This is a genomic window from Pseudomonas sp. NPDC087626, assembly GCF_044743405.1.
GTDB lineage: Bacteria > Pseudomonadota > Gammaproteobacteria > Pseudomonadales > Pseudomonadaceae > Aquipseudomonas.
Map to the genome: position 1 here is coordinate 9431 of NZ_JBIUWJ010000031.1, position 14337 is coordinate 23767.

12 protein-coding genes and 5 tRNA genes are annotated in these 14337 nt (G+C 61.8%); 7 read left to right on the forward strand and 10 right to left on the reverse strand.

Going from position 1 to position 14337, the window contains the following annotated elements; all coding sequences use genetic code 11:
* A partial coding sequence (gene nuoM / locus ACIOVD_RS22060) for an NADH-quinone oxidoreductase subunit M (protein ID WP_401130180.1) occupies window positions 1-1059 on the forward strand: 1059 nt, incomplete at its 5' end.
* Window positions 1060-1066: 7 nt separating this feature from the next.
* On the forward strand, window positions 1067-2530 hold the full coding sequence (gene nuoN / locus ACIOVD_RS22065) for an NADH-quinone oxidoreductase subunit NuoN (protein ID WP_159996950.1): 1464 nt from the start codon (window positions 1067-1069) through the stop codon (window positions 2528-2530).
* A gap of 70 nt (window positions 2531-2600) precedes the next feature.
* Here nuoN and ACIOVD_RS22070 read toward each other — a convergent pair whose 3' ends face one another.
* From ACIOVD_RS22070 to gltX, 8 genes are all read right to left on the reverse strand, one after another.
* Window positions 2601-3038 (reverse strand): acyl-CoA thioesterase, encoded by a 438-nt coding sequence (locus ACIOVD_RS22070; protein ID WP_401130182.1) that lies wholly within the window; start codon window positions 3036-3038, stop codon window positions 2601-2603.
* 48 nt (window positions 3039-3086) lie between these two features.
* Complete coding sequence (locus tag ACIOVD_RS22075; protein ID WP_401130184.1) at window positions 3087-3920, reverse strand: alpha/beta fold hydrolase; 834 nt, start codon at window positions 3918-3920, stop codon at window positions 3087-3089.
* Window positions 3921-3949: 29 nt separating this feature from the next.
* Entirely contained in the window at window positions 3950-4489 is a 540-nt protein-coding gene (locus ACIOVD_RS22080; protein ID WP_159996956.1) for a TetR/AcrR family transcriptional regulator, read from the reverse strand.
* Window positions 4490-4669: 180 nt separating this feature from the next.
* Window positions 4670-4745: transfer RNA gene (locus ACIOVD_RS22085), tRNA-Glu, on the reverse strand.
* Window positions 4746-4824: 79 nt separating this feature from the next.
* Window positions 4825-4900: transfer RNA gene (locus tag ACIOVD_RS22090), tRNA-Ala, on the reverse strand.
* Between the two features lie 53 nt (window positions 4901-4953).
* Window positions 4954-5029, reverse strand: a tRNA-Glu gene (locus tag ACIOVD_RS22095).
* A 78-nt stretch (window positions 5030-5107) separates the two neighbouring features.
* Window positions 5108-5183 (reverse strand) — tRNA-Ala (locus ACIOVD_RS22100).
* 180 nt (window positions 5184-5363) lie between these two features.
* Window positions 5364-6845, reverse strand: a complete 1482-nt coding sequence (gene gltX, locus ACIOVD_RS22105; protein WP_095165252.1) for a glutamate--tRNA ligase — start codon at window positions 6843-6845, stop codon at window positions 5364-5366.
* 231 nt (window positions 6846-7076) lie between these two features.
* Here gltX and ACIOVD_RS22110 point away from each other — a divergent pair, with 231 nt between their 5' ends.
* Window positions 7077-8123 (forward strand): HlyD family secretion protein, encoded by a 1047-nt coding sequence (locus ACIOVD_RS22110; protein ID WP_095165253.1) that lies wholly within the window; start codon window positions 7077-7079, stop codon window positions 8121-8123.
* Between the two features lie 49 nt (window positions 8124-8172).
* Window positions 8173-9663 carry an MDR family MFS transporter gene (locus tag ACIOVD_RS22115; RefSeq protein WP_177440576.1) on the forward strand — a complete coding sequence of 497 codons (1491 nt, stop codon included), beginning with the start codon at window positions 8173-8175 and terminating at the stop codon, window positions 9661-9663.
* Between the two features lie 114 nt (window positions 9664-9777).
* On the opposite strand, the gene uvrB is transcribed toward ACIOVD_RS22115, so the two are convergent.
* On the reverse strand, window positions 9778-11793 hold the full coding sequence (gene uvrB, locus ACIOVD_RS22120) for an excinuclease ABC subunit UvrB (RefSeq protein WP_095165255.1): 2016 nt from the start codon (window positions 11791-11793) through the stop codon (window positions 9778-9780).
* 350 nt (window positions 11794-12143) lie between these two features.
* Here uvrB and ACIOVD_RS22125 point away from each other — a divergent pair, with 350 nt between their 5' ends.
* Window positions 12144-13340: an amino acid aminotransferase gene (locus ACIOVD_RS22125; protein ID WP_401130188.1), complete on the forward strand. Its 1197-nt coding sequence runs from the start codon at window positions 12144-12146 to the stop codon at window positions 13338-13340.
* A gap of 113 nt (window positions 13341-13453) precedes the next feature.
* Window positions 13454-13657: a hypothetical protein gene (locus ACIOVD_RS22130; RefSeq protein WP_095165257.1), complete on the forward strand. Its 204-nt coding sequence runs from the start codon at window positions 13454-13456 to the stop codon at window positions 13655-13657.
* A 4-nt stretch (window positions 13658-13661) separates the two neighbouring features.
* On the opposite strand, the gene ACIOVD_RS22135 is transcribed toward ACIOVD_RS22130, so the two are convergent.
* Entirely contained in the window at window positions 13662-13895 is a 234-nt protein-coding gene (locus tag ACIOVD_RS22135) for a hypothetical protein (protein WP_401130190.1), read from the reverse strand.
* A 251-nt stretch (window positions 13896-14146) separates the two neighbouring features.
* On the opposite strand from ACIOVD_RS22135, the gene ACIOVD_RS22140 reads away from it, so the two are divergent.
* Window positions 14147-14222, forward strand: a tRNA-Asn gene (locus tag ACIOVD_RS22140).
* Window positions 14223-14337: the final 115 nt, after the last annotated feature.

Consider the following 14337-nt stretch of genomic DNA (forward strand, 5'->3'; position numbering starts at 1 on the left):
GGTCACAGTTCTTCGGACGGCAAGAAAACCCGGATCTACGCGGCGACCAAGTTCTTCATCTTCACTCAGGCTTCCGGCCTGATCATGCTGGTGGCGATCCTCGGTCTGGTCCTGGTCAACTTCAACAGCACGGGCGTGATTACGTTCAACTACGCCGACCTGCTGAAAACCAAGATGTCGATGACCACCGAGTACATCCTGATGCTCGGCTTCTTCATCGCCTTCGCGGTCAAGCTGCCCGTGGTGCCGTTCCACTCCTGGCTGCCTGACGCTCACGCCCAGGCACCGACCGCAGGTTCCGTCGACCTCGCCGGTATCTTGCTGAAAACCGCGGCCTATGGCCTGCTGCGTTTCGCCCTGCCGCTGTTCCCGAACGCCTCGGCCGAGTTTGCGCCGATCGCCATGGCCCTGGGCCTGGTCGGGATCTTCTACGGTGCGTTCCTGGCATTTGCCCAGACCGACATCAAGCGCCTGATCGCGTTCTCCAGCGTTTCGCACATGGGCTTCGTGCTGATCGGTATCTACTCCGGTAGCCAGTTGGCCCTGCAAGGCGCGGTGATCCAGATGCTTGCCCACGGCCTGTCCGCGGCGGCACTGTTTATCCTCAGCGGCCAGTTGTACGAGCGCACCCACACCCGCGACATGCGTGAAATGGGTGGCCTGTGGTCGAAGATCGCCTACCTGCCGGCCATCAGCCTGTTCTTCGCAGCCGCCTCCCTGGGCCTGCCGGGTACCGGCAACTTCGTCGGTGAGTTCCTGATCCTGATCGGCACCTTCGCCAGTGCCCCATGGATCACCGCGATTGCCACCTCCGGCCTGGTGTTCGGTTCGGTCTACTCGCTGATCATGATCCACCGTGCCTACTTCGGCCCGTCCAAGTCGGACGCGGTGCTGCACGGCATGGATGCTCGCGAACTGATCATGGTGCTCGGCCTTGCGGTACTGCTGATCTACCTCGGCGTCTACCCGCAACCGTTCCTCGATACCTCTGCTGCGACGATGCATGGTGTGCAGCAATGGCTCGGTACCGCCTTCACTCAACTCGCTTCGGCCCGGTAAGAGCGCTATGGAATTCACGATTCAACACTTTATCGCGCTAGCGCCACTGTTGATCACCAGCCTCACCGTGATTGTGGTGATGCTGGCTATCGCATGGCGCCGCAACCACTCACAGACGTTCCTGCTCTCGGTGGCGGGTCTTAACCTGGCCTTGCTGTCTATCCTGCCGGCACTCAAGGTCGCGCCGCTGGTCGTCACCCCGCTGATGCTGGTCGACAACTTCGCGCTGCTGTACATCGCACTGATCCTCGTGGCGACCCTGGCCTGCGTCACCCTCGCCCACGCCTACCTCGGCGAAGGCGGCACTGGCTACCCGGGCAACCGCGAAGAGCTGTACCTGCTGATCCTGCTGGCTGCGGCCGGCGGTATCGTGCTGGTCAGCGCGCAACACCTGGCCGGCTTGTTCATCGGCCTGGAGCTGCTCTCGGTACCGGTCTACGGTCTGGTGGCGTATGCCTTCTTCAACAAGCGCTCGCTGGAAGCCGGCATCAAGTACATGGTGCTGTCGGCCGCCGGTTCCGCGTTCCTGTTGTTCGGCATGGCGCTGCTCTATGCCGATGCTGGCAGCCTGAGCTTCAGCGGTATCGGTCACGCCCTGGCCGCCAGCGGCGCAGCCAGCCCGCTGGCGCAATTGGGCATGGCGATGATGCTGGTGGGCCTGGCGTTCAAATTGTCCCTGGTGCCTTTCCACTTGTGGACGCCGGACGTGTACGAAGGTGCTCCGGCCCCTGTCGCCGCGTTCCTGGCGACTGCCTCGAAAGTCGCAGTGTTTGCGGTCATGGTGCGTCTGTTCCAGATCTCCCCAGCCGCCAACACCGCCGTGCTGAGCAACGTCCTGACCGTGATCGCGATTGCCTCGATCCTGTTCGGTAACCTGTTGGCACTGACCCAGAGCAACCTCAAGCGTCTGCTGGGTTACTCCTCCATTGCCCACTTCGGCTACCTGCTGATCGCCCTGGTGGCGAGCAAGGGCCTGGCCCTGGAAGCCATCGGCGTGTACCTGGTCACCTACGTGATCACCAGCCTCGGCGCGTTCGGCGTGATCACCCTGATGTCCTCGCCGTACAAAGGCCGTGACGCCGACGCCCTGTACGAGTATCGCGGCCTGTTCTGGCGCCGTCCGTACCTGACCGCCGTGCTGACCGTGATGATGCTGTCCCTGGCCGGCATCCCGCTGACCGCAGGCTTCATCGGCAAGTTCTACATCATTGCCACGGGTGTCGAAGCGCACCAATGGTGGCTGGTCGGCTCGCTGGTGCTGGGTAGCGCCATCGGCGTGTTCTACTACCTGCGCGTGATGGTTACCCTGTTCCTGATCGAGCCTAACCTGCGCCGCGTCGACGCTCAGCTGCACTGGGAGCAAAAGGCTGGTGGCGTGATGCTGCTGGCCATCGCCGCCCTGGCGTTTTTCCTGGGCGTCTACCCGCAACCGTTGCTGACCCTGGTCCAGCAAGCCGGCCTGGCGGGCTGATCGCTCAAGCGAATCGCAGCAACAAAAAAACGGCACCCTCGGGTGCCGTTTTTGCATTTCATCAATCCGTTCAGGCGCGAGCGTGCAACGCCGGACCGTAGCCTTCGATGAACTCGGCGGGCATGCGCTTGGGTTTGCCGCTGGACAGCTCGATACAGACAAAGGTGGTTTGCGCGCGCAGCAGGGTCGCGTTGTCACTGGGGCGAACCAACTGGAAATGCCGGGACATTTTCAGGCGCTGGTCCCAGTCGACGATCCAGGTCGCCAACTGCAACTCGTCACCTTCATAGGCCGCTGCCAGGTAATCGATCTCGTGGCGCACCACGGCCATGGCCCGGTCCAGCCGCCGATACTCCACCAGGTCCAGCCCCAGACGCTGTGAATGGCGCCAGGCGCAGCGCTCGAGCCAGGTAACGTACACCGCGTTATTGGCGTGCCCCAGCCCGTCGATGTCCTCTGCGGCCACCTGCAGGTCAATCACAAAGGGTGTTGCCCGATCCCAGCCCATGCCTCACTCCCGGTCCGCTTATTCGACCGGGAGCAGTGTAACGGATGATCAGGCCGATTGCCGCGCCTGCAGGCTGCTACCCGCGAGCAATCCCAGCACCCCTTCGATCACTCGCGGGTCGGCCAGCACCCGTTGGTGACCGCCCTCCTCCAGGAGCAGCAGGCGACTGTCGAACCAGGCTTCGTGGATCAGCTGCGACTCGCTCACCGGGACAAAGGTGTCGTCCTCGGCATGCACAATCAATCCGGGCATATCCAATTGATAGTGGGCGACATCGAGCCTTGAAGCCTGAATGCCGACATCCTGCTCGACCTTGCGGATAAACGCCGAGCGCGCACGCGGTGGCAAACCGAAGTAGCGGGCAAAACCACGCAGCACGCCAAGAATCCGCGCCGGTGCCGCGATGCTCACCAGGGTCTGTGTACGCAGCCCCAACTGCACCGCAAGCATTGCACTGGCGCCGCCCATGGAGTGGCCGACGACCCCTTGCAGCGGCGGCAACTCGGCCGCCGCTTCGAGCATGGCGCGGGCAAACAGTACGACGTTGGCCTCGCGTCCCGGCGAACGACCGTGGGCAGGACCGTCCAGGGCAATCACCGTATAACCGGCGTCCACCAGGGCGCTGATCAGGCTGGCGAACTGGGTCGGCCGCCCTTCCCAACCATGCATCAGCAACACTGCCGGGCCCTGGCCCCAGCGCAAGGCCGAGAGCCCAAAGCGCAAGGTAATGCGCTCGGCACTGGCCAGCAGCGGCATCTCCCAGTCACGGGGTGGCAATTCACGCGGCGTCATGAACACCTGACGCATCTTGTTCGCAATCAACTTCGGCGCCACCCAGCCCAACGTGCCGTTAACGCCGCGAACCCAACTCAAGGTGTTCATCGCTCATCTCCAAAGGCCAACGCTTCAGGTCACAGCACCGCCGACTTGGCGGCACGCAGCAATCGATCAGACAACTCACCGGCTCCCAGCGCTCGCGCCAGGGCCAGGCCTCCCACCATCAGCGCCAGGTCCGCGAGGACCTTATCGGCGTCTTCCGGGCTGCTGGCCAACTGCGCGACCATCAGCTCGACGTGCTCGTTCAAGGCCACCCGGAAGTCATCCGGCAGGCGACCCAACTCCCCCACCGACGCCGGAATCGGACAGGCGTTTTCGGTGGAGTCGCGGTGTTTGCGCGACAGGTAGAACGCCGCGACCAACGCCCGGCGCTCTTCCCCGGTCAGCTCGGCATCCATGTCGGCGATCAACGCCCGACGCTGGCCGAGCAACTGGGTGAAGGCTTCCAGCATCATTGCGTCCTTGCTTTCGAAGTGCGCATAGAAGCCGCCGACGGTCAGGCCGGCCGCCCCCATCACTTCGCCCACGCTCGGTTCCGCCGGGCCACGTTGAATCAGCGCAGAGCTGGCGGCCTGGAGAATGCGTTCACGGGTTTGAGCTTTTTTGTCGTTCATCGTTGCCTCCGAATATTACGATAGAAATATTATTCTCATAATAAATTTACGCAAGGGCTGGATTTGACCGTTGGTCAGAAGAGCAGAGAGGGTATGGGGGAATTGGCCAAACGCCAGACAAACAAAAGGGCCATTCAATAATTGAATGACCCTTATAAAATCCCGCAGAGCGGGTAATCGTGGCGTCCCCTAGGGGACTCGAACCCCTGTTACCGCCGTGAAAGGGCGGTGTCCTAGGCCACTAGACGAAGGGGACGCAAACCCTTCTATACACTGATCAGCGCTGAGTACTGATCGCTTCAAGGCCGGTGTGGCCAGACCTTGAAGTGTAAAATTGGTGGAGCTTAGCGGGATCGAACCGCTGACCTCCTGCATGCCATGCAGGCGCTCTCCCAGCTGAGCTAAAGCCCCGGATTTTTCGCCTCGCGGCGGAGTGACATCTTGCAACATCACTTCTGTAAAACTGGCGTCCCCTAGGGGACTCGAACCCCTGTTACCGCCGTGAAAGGGCGGTGTCCTAGGCCACTAGACGAAGGGGACACAAACCTTCTATACAACTGATCAACGCTGAGTGTTGATCGCTTCAAGGCCGGTGTGGCCAGACCTTGAAGTGTAAATTGGTGGAGCTAGACGGGATCGAACCGTCGACCTCTTGCATGCCATGCAAGCGCTCTCCCAGCTGAGCTATAGCCCCTCATCGTTGATGTCATCGCTGAGGACGGGGCGAATCTTAAGGGCGTATCGAATGTCTGTCAAACTTATTTTTCAAAAAATTTAAAATTTTTTGCCGACATAACAATCACTTACCGCCCTCCCCCCGGAAATCCGGGGGTTTGGCACAGGCCAAGGGCCTGCCAGGAGCTACCGCAGGGAATCAGGCAATCGCGGCCAGCAGCTTTTCCCACTCCTTGTTTTCTTTCTTCGACACGCCACCGAGCAGGTCGATGGCCTGGCGCAGGCGGAAACGGGTCAGGTCCGGGCCGAGGATTTCCATGGCGTCGAGCACCGACACCGAGCTCGCCTGGCCGGTAATCGCGGCGAACATCAACGGCATGGCATCGCGCAGTTTCAGCTCGAGGGATTCGACCACCGCCTGAATCGTCGCGGTGATGTTGTCCTTCTGCCACTGACGCAGGCTCTCCAGCTTCCACAGGATCAACTGCATCAACTGGCGCACCTGGTCGCCCGAGAGCTTCTTGGATTCGAACAGCTTGGCATCCGGGTTGACGCCACCGGCGAAGAAGAACCCGGCGAGCGGTGCCACCTGGCTGAAGGTTTCCACCCGGCCCTGCACGTGGGGGGCGATCTTCATCATGTACTCGGGGTTCAGCGCCCACGTCTGCAGGCGGCTGGCAAACTCTTCCACCGGCAGGTCACGCAGCCACTGGCCGTTGAGCCAGGACAGCTTCTCGATGTCGAAGATCGGCCCGCCCAGGGACACGCGCTTGAGGTCGAAGTTGTCGACCATCTCTTGCAGGGAGAACTTCTCGCGCTCGTCCGGCATCGACCAGCCCATGCGCCCCAGGTAGTTGAGCATCGCTTCCGGCATGAAGCCCATGCGCTCGTAGAAGGTCACCGAGGTCGGGTTCTTGCGCTTGGACAGCTTGCTCTTGTCCGGGTTGCGCAACAGCGGCATGTAGCACAGCTCCGGCTGTTCCCAGCCGAAGTATTCGTACAGCAGGATCAGTTTGGGCGCCGATGGCAGCCACTCTTCGCCGCGCAGGACGTGGGTGATGCCCATCAGGTGGTCATCGACCACGTTGGCCAGGAAGTAGGTCGGCAGGCCGTCGGTCTTCATCAGCACTTGCATGTCCATGCGATCCCACGGGATCTCGACGTCGCCACGCAGCATGTCCGGCACCACGCAGACGCCTTCGGTCGGCACCTTCATGCGGATCACGTGAGGTTCGCCAGCGGCCAGGCGGCGAGCCACTTCTTCCTTGGACAGCAGCAGGGCACGACCGTCGTAGCGCGGGGTCTCGCCGCGAGCCATTTGCTCGGCGCGCATCTGGTCCAGCTCCTCGGCGGTGCAGAAGCACGGGAACGCGTGGCCCATCTCCACGAGCTGCTGGCAGTACTTCTGGTAGATCTCGCCACGCTCGCTCTGCCGGTACGGGCCGTGCGGGCCGCCGACGTCCGGGCCTTCGGCCCAGTCGATGCCCAGCCAACGCAAGGCATCGAAAATCTGCTGTTCGGACTCGCGGGTCGAGCGCAACTGGTCGGTGTCTTCAATGCGCAGGATGAACTCACCGCCATGCTGCTTGGCAAAGCAGTAGTTGAACAAAGCGATGTAAGCGGTGCCGACATGGGGATCGCCGGTAGGCGATGGCGCGATGCGAGTGCGGACGGTGGTCATGGCGTGTCTCGAAAGATGATGAAAAGCGGAGATGAAACAAAGGGCGAATGGTAACAGGCGACACCCGCCCGGCTCCAGTGAGCAGGGCATATAAGCCAAGATTGAGGCTACAAAAGGCGCTAACAGCGGCAAATGCCTGATTATCATTTAGTGGCATTTACCACCTGTCGGCTATGTGCCAGATTCACCGCCTGTTAAATTTCCTTACACTTTATCGACTACAAGCTGCCCATGCCTGCCCAACTCAAGCGTCGCCTGTTTATCTTCCTGTTTATCGTCCTGCTGGTCGCCGGCGGCTTTTTCGCCGAATGGTTCTTCAAGGGACGGTTTTACGAAAGCACCGATAACGCCTATGTGCAGGGTGAAATCACCCGCGTTTCCAGCCAGTTGAGCGCGCGCATCGACGAGGTGCTGGTGCATGACAACCAGCACGTGGAAAAAGGCCAGTTGCTGATCCGTCTCGAAGGTGAAGACTTCCGCCTTGCCGTCGACCGCGCCGCCGCCGCCCTCGCCACCCGCCAGGCAGAGCGCCTGCAGGCCCAGAGCAAACTGACCCAGCAAGCCAGCCTGATCGCCTCCAGCGAAGCCCAGGTCGCCTCCAGCCAGGCCAGCCTGGGGCGCTCGCAAATAGACCTGTCCCGCGCCGAAACGCTGCGCAAACCCGGCTATGTCTCGGAAGAACGGGTCACCACCCTGTCGGCGGAAAACCATATCGCCCGCTCACAAGTCACCAAGGCCCAGGCCGACGCCCAGGCACAGCGCCAGCAGGTCAACGCCCTGAGCGCCGAAATCAAGCGCCTCGACGCGCAGATCGCCAACGCCCAGGCCGACCTGGCCCAGGCCGAGCTGAACCTGACCCGCAGCGAGATCCACTCGCCGATCAGCGGCCTGGTTGGCCAGCGCGCGGCGCGCAACGGCCAGGTGGTGCAAGCCGGCGCGTACCTGCTGTCGATCGTCCCGGACCAGGACATCTGGATTCAGGCCAACTTCAAGGAAACCCAGATCGGCCACATGCAGCCCGGGCAAAAGGCCGAGCTGATTTTCGATGCCTACGGCGACACCCCGATCGAAGCTCGGGTCGACAGCCTGTTCGCCGCCTCCGGCGCCCAATTCAGCCTGCTGCCGCCAGACAATGCCACCGGCAACTTCACCAAGGTGGTGCAACGGATTCCAGTGAAGCTGACGTTTGCCGCGGATAACCCGCTGCACGGCAAGATCCGCCCCGGGATGTCAGTCACCGCCAAAGTGAACATCAAAGACCCTGTCGATGGCCGGTGATCAACTGATCCGCCCGGTCGGCGAACCGACCCGGCGGGACTGGATTGCGGTGATGAGCGTGATGCTCGGCGCCTTCATGGCGGTACTCGACATCCAGATCACCAACTCCTCGCTCAAGGACATCCAGGGCGCGCTGTCGGCGACGCTTGAGGAGGGCTCGTGGATTTCCACCTCCTACCTGGTGGCGGAAATCATCATGATCCCCCTCACCGCCTGGCTGGTGCAGTTGCTCTCGGCACGCCGCCTGGCGGTCTGGGTCTCGGCCGGTTTCCTGTTCGCCTCCCTGCTCTGCTCCATGGCCTGGAGCCTGGAAAGCATGATCGTGTTCCGCGCCTTGCAGGGCTTCACCGGCGGCGCGCTGATCCCCCTGGCATTCACCCTGACCCTGATCAAGCTGCCCGAGCACCACCGCGCCAAAGGCATGGCCATGTTCGCCATGACCGCCACCTTCGCCCCCTCCATCGGCCCGACCCTGGGTGGCTGGCTCACGGAAAACTGGGGCTGGGAGTACATCTTCTACATCAACATCCCGCCCGGCCTGATCATGATTGCCGGCCTGATGTATGGCCTGGAGAAGAAAGAAGCGCACTGGGAACTGCTCAAGAGCACCGACTACACCGGCATCCTCACCTTGGGTGTCGGCCTGGGCTGCCTGCAGGTATTCCTCGAGGAAGGCCATCGCAAGGACTGGCTGGAGTCGAGCCTGATCGTGACCCTGGGCAGTATTGCCCTGGTCAGCCTGATCACCTTTGTCATCGTCCAGGTGTCCAAGCCCAACCCGCTGATCAACCTGGGCATCCTGCGCAACCGCAACTTCGGCCTGTCGAGTATCTCCAGCCTGGGCATGGGGGTGGGGCTGTATGGCTCGATCTACCTGTTGCCGCTGTACCTGGCACAGATCCAGAACTACAACGCGCTGCAGATCGGCGAAGTGATCATGTGGATGGGCGTGCCCCAGTTGTTCCTGATTCCGCTGGTGCCCAAGCTGATGCAGTACATCTCGCCGAAGTGGCTGTGCACCCTGGGTTTTGGCCTGTTCGGCCTGGCGAGTTTTTCTTCGGGAGTGCTCAACCCGGACTTTGCCGGGCCGCAGTTCAACCAGATCCAGATCATCCGCGCGCTGGGGCAGCCGCTGATCATGGTCACCATCTCGCTGATCGCCACCGCCTACATCCTGCCCCAGGATGCCGGCTCGGCGTCGAGCCTGTTCAACATCCTGCGCAACCTCGGTGGCGCCATCGGCATCGCCCTGCTTGCCACTCTGCTGGATGCCCGGACCAAGACCTACTTCGATTACCTGCGCGAGGCCATCGTGCCGACCAATCCGCAAGTGGCCGAACGCCTGGCCAGCCTCACCGACCGTTTTGGCAGCGAGACGGCCGCGCTGGGCAAGCTCAGTGAGATCGCCCACCAGCAGGCATCGATCATGGCGTACAACGACGCCTTTCATTTCGTCGGGATTGCGCTGGGGGTGAGCATGTTGGCGATTTTGCTGACCAAGGCATTGCCGGCGGGGCTCAAGGCGGGTGAGGCGCACTAGGTGAATTTGTAGCGCACTGGCGGGCCTCATCGCGGGCAAGCCCGCTCCCACGGTGATTGAAGGACCCTGTGGGAGCGGGCTTGCCCGCGATGAGGCCCTGCCAGGCGCCGAGGATCAGACCGCCAACAACCGCTCGCGCATCTTGGCGATTTCGTCGCGGGTCTGGGCCGCGGCTTCGAATTCCAGGTCGCGGGCGAGCTGGTACATCTTCTCTTCCAGTTGGCGAATGCGCTTGGTGATCTCGCTCGGCGAGCGCAGTTCGTTTTCGTACTTGGCGCTTTCCTCGGCCGCCTTGGCCATGCCCTTGCGCTTCTTGCTGCGCGAACCCGGCACGGTGGCGCCTTCCATGATGTCGGCGACATCCTTGAACACCCCTTTGGGGGTGATGCCGTTGGCCAGGTTGAAGGCGATCTGCTTGTCGCGACGACGCTCGGTCTCGCCGATCGCCCGCTCCATCGAACCCGTGATGCGGTCGGCATACAGAATCGCCCGGCCGTTGAGGTTACGCGCGGCGCGGCCGATGGTCTGGATCAGCGAACGCTCGGAACGCAGGAAGCCTTCCTTGTCGGCATCGAGAATCGCCACCAGCGATACTTCCGGCATGTCCAGGCCTTCACGCAACAGGTTGATCCCCACCAGCACGTCGAAGGTGCCGAGGCGCAAGTCGCGGATGATCTCCACCCGCTCCACGGTGTCGATGTCCGAGTGCAGGTAACGTACGCGCACGCCGTGGTCCGCCAGGTAGTCGGTGAGATCTTCGGACATGCGTTTGGTCAGCGTGGTGACCAGCACCCGCTCCTCCAGCGCCACCCGCTTGGTGATCTCCGACAGCAAGTCGTCGACCTGGGTCAGCGCCGGGCGGATTTCGATCTGCGGGTCCACCAGGCCGGTCGGACGCACCAATTGCTCGACCACACGCCCGGCATGTTCAGCTTCGTAGTTGCCCGGGGTGGCCGAGACAAAAATCGTCTGCGGGCTGATGTTTTCGAACTCGTCGAAGCGCATCGGCCGGTTATCCAGCGCCGAGGGCAGGCGGAACCCGTACTCCACCAGGGTCTCCTTGCGCGAACGGTCGCCCTTATACATCGCCCCGACCTGCGGCACGCTGACGTGGGATTCGTCGATCACCAGCAAGGCATCGGCCGGCAAGTAGTCGAACAAGGTCGGCGGCGCCTGGCCAGAATCCCGGCCGGACAGGTAGCGCGAGTAGTTTTCAATGCCGTTGCAGTAGCCCAGCTCGAGGATCATCTCCAGGTCAAACCGGGTGCGTTGCTCCAGGCGCTGGGCTTCCACCAGCTTGTTGTTGGAACGCAGGTAGTCGAGGCGCTCCTGCAACTCGACCTTGATCCCGTCGATGGCACCGAGCAGGGTTTCGCGGGGCGTCACGTAGTGGCTCTTGGGGTAGAAGGTGAAGCGCGGCAGCTTGCGGATCACCTCCCCGGTCAGCGGATCGAAGGCCGAGAGGCTTTCGACCTCATCATCGAACAGCTCGATGCGGATCGCTTCCAGGTCGGATTCCGCCGGGTACACATCGATCACGTCGCCGCGCACGCGAAACGTGGCGCGGGCGAAATCCATGTCATTGCGGGTGTACTGCAGGTCGGCCAGGCGGCGGACCAGGGCACGCTGATCGAGCTTGTCGCCACGATCGATGTGCAAGACCATCTTCAGATAGGTTTCCGGACTGCCCAGGCCGTAGATGCACGACACCGTGGTGACGATAATCGCGTCCTTGCGCTCGAGCAGCGCCTTGGTCGCCGACAGGCGCATCTGTTCGATGTGGTCGTTGATCGAGGCGTCCTTCTCGATGAAGGTATCGGACGACGGCACGTACGCTTCCGGCTGGTAGTAGTCGTAGTAGGAAACGAAGTACTCGACCGCGTTGTTCGGGAAAAACGCCTTGAATTCGCCATACAACTGCGCGGCCAGGGTCTTGTTCGGCGCCAGCACCAGGGTCGGACGCTGCACCTGGGCGATCACGTTGGCGATACTGAAGGTCTTGCCGGAGCCTGTCACACCGAGCAGCGTCTGGTGCGCGAGCCCGGCCTCGATGCCCTCGACCATCAGGCGGATGGCTTCCGGCTGATCGCCGGCAGGCTCGAAGCGGGTGACTAGCTGGAATTCGGACATACCTACCTCTGGTTTTGCGCGGCGCGGGTGCCTGCCTGAGCGGGAGGGCCAGGCAGCCACGATAAACAACGCTGACGACGGATGTCGCGGGGAAAAATCATGATAACCGTTGATGTGGTGGCGAATACCTGTAGTTTCAAGGTAATCGTCCTACATGCCCCGTAATAGACCGTCACGACAATAAGACTAACGGTTGGCAAATAATCCGAAAAACTTGCCGGAAAAGGTCAAACGCCTGTCGCCCTGCCCGGTGATGGCCTCTATACTAGCTCCCCGTTTGTGCACCGCTCTAGTGCATTCGGCTGGAGCGCTACACGTCCCTCCATATTCCATTCAGAGCCGCCGCAATAATGAGCCTGTTCTCCGCTGTCGAAATGGCACCACGCGATCCAATCCTGGGCCTCAACGAAGCATTCAACGCTGACACCCGAACCAACAAGGTCAACCTGGGGGTCGGTGTTTACTGCAACGAGGAGGGGCGAATTCCACTCCTGCGCGCCGTAGTCGAAGCCGAGACAACTCGCGCCGCTCAACACGCTTCGCGCGGCTACCTGCCGATCGACGGCATCGCTGCCTACGACCAGGCCGTGCAAAAGCTGCTGTTTGGCGCTGATTCGCCGCTGCTGGCCGCTGGCCGCGTAGTCACTACCCAGTCCGTGGGCGGTACCGGCGCACTGAAAATCGGTGCCGACTTCCTCAAGCAACTGCTGCCGGACGCCGTAGTCGCCATCAGCGACCCGAGCTGGGAAAACCACCGCGCGCTGTTCGAAACCGCTGGCTTCCCAGTGCAGAACTACCGCTACTACGACGCCGCCACCCATGACGTCAACCGCGCCGGCCTGCTGGAAGACCTCAACGCCCTGCCTGCCAACTCGATCGTGGTGCTGCACGCCTGCTGCCACAACCCGACTGGCGTTGACCTGAGCCCAGCGGACTGGAAAAACGTCCTGGAAGTGGTCAAGGCGAAAAACCTCGTGCCGTTCCTCGACATGGCCTACCAGGGCTTTGGCGACGGTATCGACGAAGACGCCGCTGCCGTGCGCTTGTTCGCCGAGTCGGGGCTGAATTTCTTCGTTTCCAGCTCGTTCTCCAAATCGTTCTCGTTGTACGGCGAGCGCGTCGGCGCACTGTCGATCGTCAGCGAATCAAAAGAAGAAAGCGCGCGCGTGCTGTCGCAAGTCAAGCGCGTGATCCGCACCAACTACTCCAACCCGCCAACCCATGGCGCGGCAGTGGTTGCCGCCGTGCTCAACAGCCCGGAACTGCGCGCCCAGTGGGAGCAGGAACTGGCCGAGATGCGCCTGCGCATTCGTGGCATGCGCACCCAGATGGTCGACCTGCTGGCACAGCACGCCCCGGATCACGATTTCAGCTTTGTAGGCCGCCAGTGCGGGATGTTCTCCTACTCCGGCCTGACCGTTGAACAAGTGACCCGCCTGCGCAACGAGTTCGGCATCTACGCCCTGGACACCGGCCGCATCTGCGTGGCCGCACTGAACCAGAACAACATCGACGTAGTGACCAAGGCCATCGTTGCGGTGATCTAAGCCACGCCCGCGACAAGCAAAGGGGAAGCCGTCTGGCTTCCCCTTTTCGTTGCTGCGCGGACAATCACTAGACTGAAAGATCCATCCAGTAGCCCGCCCTTTCGAGAGATCCCATGAAAAACGACAATTTACGCGCCGACCGCGATGACGACCTCGATCACTTCACCCCTCGCCCCACAACCAAGCGCGGCAACAGCCTGGTGCTGCAAGTGGCAAGCGGCGTGTTTCTCGGCGGCCTGGCCTTGTGGCTGGTGCAACTGGCCGCCACTTCGCTGTACGCCAAGTTCATGCTCGGCACCGTCACCTTCGGCGGCTGACGCTTCAGCCGGCCAGTTGGCTCGAACGCTGGCTGGCGGCATCGTCATAGGCCACATACAAGGCCTCGGCCACCTGGCTCTTGATCGCCTTGGCGCTTTCCAGCCCCAGCACAAACCCTTCGGCCTTGCCCCCGGCACGGTTGAGCTCCTCAGCGGTGCCCGCCTGGGTGATCGCTTCGAGCAGTTTTTCGGCCGGCGCACCCACGCCTTTGGGCAGGCTGATCTGGGCAATGCTCATGCAAGCACCCCGTACGCCAGGATTGGGGAGAACTGCGGTTGTTGAGTCATGACGCCTACCTTGTGGACGAATGGCCGGCAGCGCGTGAACCACGCCCGGGAACGCATGGTAGTCCTCTACCGCGCTTCTGGTAACCGCCAATGGCTGTCGACTGCCCGCCCCGCAACAAATCGATACCACTCACCGGAAAAGCCGCCACAGATACAATTTTTTGTTGACTTGTTCTTTTTAATCAGTAACATACGGCGAATTCCGCGATAGCTCAGTTGGTAGAGCAAGTGACTGTTAATCACTGGGTCCCTGGTTCGAGTCCAGGTCGTGGAGCCAGACAGCAAGATCAAAAAGCCCCTGAATCGAAAGATCAGGGGCTTTTTTGTGGCCACTAAAAAACTGCGCCGGTTAAAGATCGCTGCCCGATAAAAAAGGCCGACCTGTCTAAACA